Annotated in this window: 1 protein-coding gene; it reads left to right on the top strand. The window is 55.2% G+C overall.

Annotation, left to right across the window (positions count from 1 at the left end; all coding sequences use genetic code 11):
- The coding region (locus BU204_RS40520) for a WXG100 family type VII secretion target (protein ID WP_408608088.1) at nt 1-1,124 on the top strand (1,124 nt) is incomplete at both ends.

The raw sequence follows: 1,124 nt of genomic DNA, 5'->3' as shown, positions 1-1,124 counted from the left end.
TGGGACGAGGTCCAGGCCGTTCTGGATGATCCGTTTGTTGATGCGGATACGAAGGAGCATTTGCTCGCGGCGTATGTGCGTGAGAATCATTATACGTATGTGTATTCGGGGGATGGTTCTTATAGTCAGGGTGTGGTGTTGGAGGATGAGCTTCCGGAGGAGGTTCGTCGTTATTATGACCAGTATGATCTGGATCAGGGGGATTTTGAGCAGGGGTCTTCTGATGAGGTGTATGAGGAGGCTCGGGGGGAGTCTGCTGAGCGGGGTTATTCTGCGGGGTTGGTGCGGGATGAGGTGACGCGTAATGGTTCGGAGTTGGATGGTTTGGTGGCTCCGACTGTTGCGGGTGTGGGGGTTCGGACGTCGAATGAGTTGTTTGATTTGGCGCGGCCGGCGTTGCGGGTGTTTGAGGATTTTCTTCCGGTGAATGATGAGGTGCCGGGGGATTCTGTGGGTCGGTTCGGTCGGATTAAGTTGGATGAGGTTCGGGCTCGGTTTGATGAGCAGTTGGGGATTAGTTTTGAGAAGTTTTTGGGGGATGCGGATCGGTTGCGGGTGGCGCATGAGTCGTTGAGTGGGTTGAGTTCGACGGTTGAGGGTGAGTTGAACTCGCTGTATCGGTCGTGGTCTGGGCCGGCTGCGAATGCGTCGTATCAGTATTATTCGTCGGAGTTGGCGCCGGCGTCGTCGGATTTGGTGGAGTATTTGTCGGCGGCGCCGGGGATGATTTCGACGTTGGTGGAGAATGTGTTCGCTGAGTGTAAGGCGAAGGCGGACACGGTGTTGGGTTTGTATTCGCCGACGTTGGGGAGTGCGACGCCGGAGATGGCGCGCAAGGTGGTGGCGTTGGCGAATGGTGATATTGGCGATGATGATCATGGTCGTATTTTGGAGGTTGCGGCGTGGGTTGATTCGGTGTGTGGGACTGATTTGGAGGCTCGGATTCGGTCGGATGACTGTGATCTGAACTCTGAGAACAAGGAGTATGTGCAGCGGGAGTGCAAGGCGTGGATTCGGGAGTCGTTCAACCCGGATTTGCATGACAACGTGTATCAGACGTTCAAGCAGGCGTGTGATGATGCGTTGGAGGCTGTGGACTCTTTTTACGAGGAGTTGAACGGGTA

The organism is Actinophytocola xanthii, from assembly GCF_001921205.1.
Classification (GTDB): domain Bacteria; phylum Actinomycetota; class Actinomycetes; order Mycobacteriales; family Pseudonocardiaceae; genus Actinophytocola; species Actinophytocola xanthii.
This window is presented reverse-complemented; position numbering and strand designations above follow the sequence as displayed.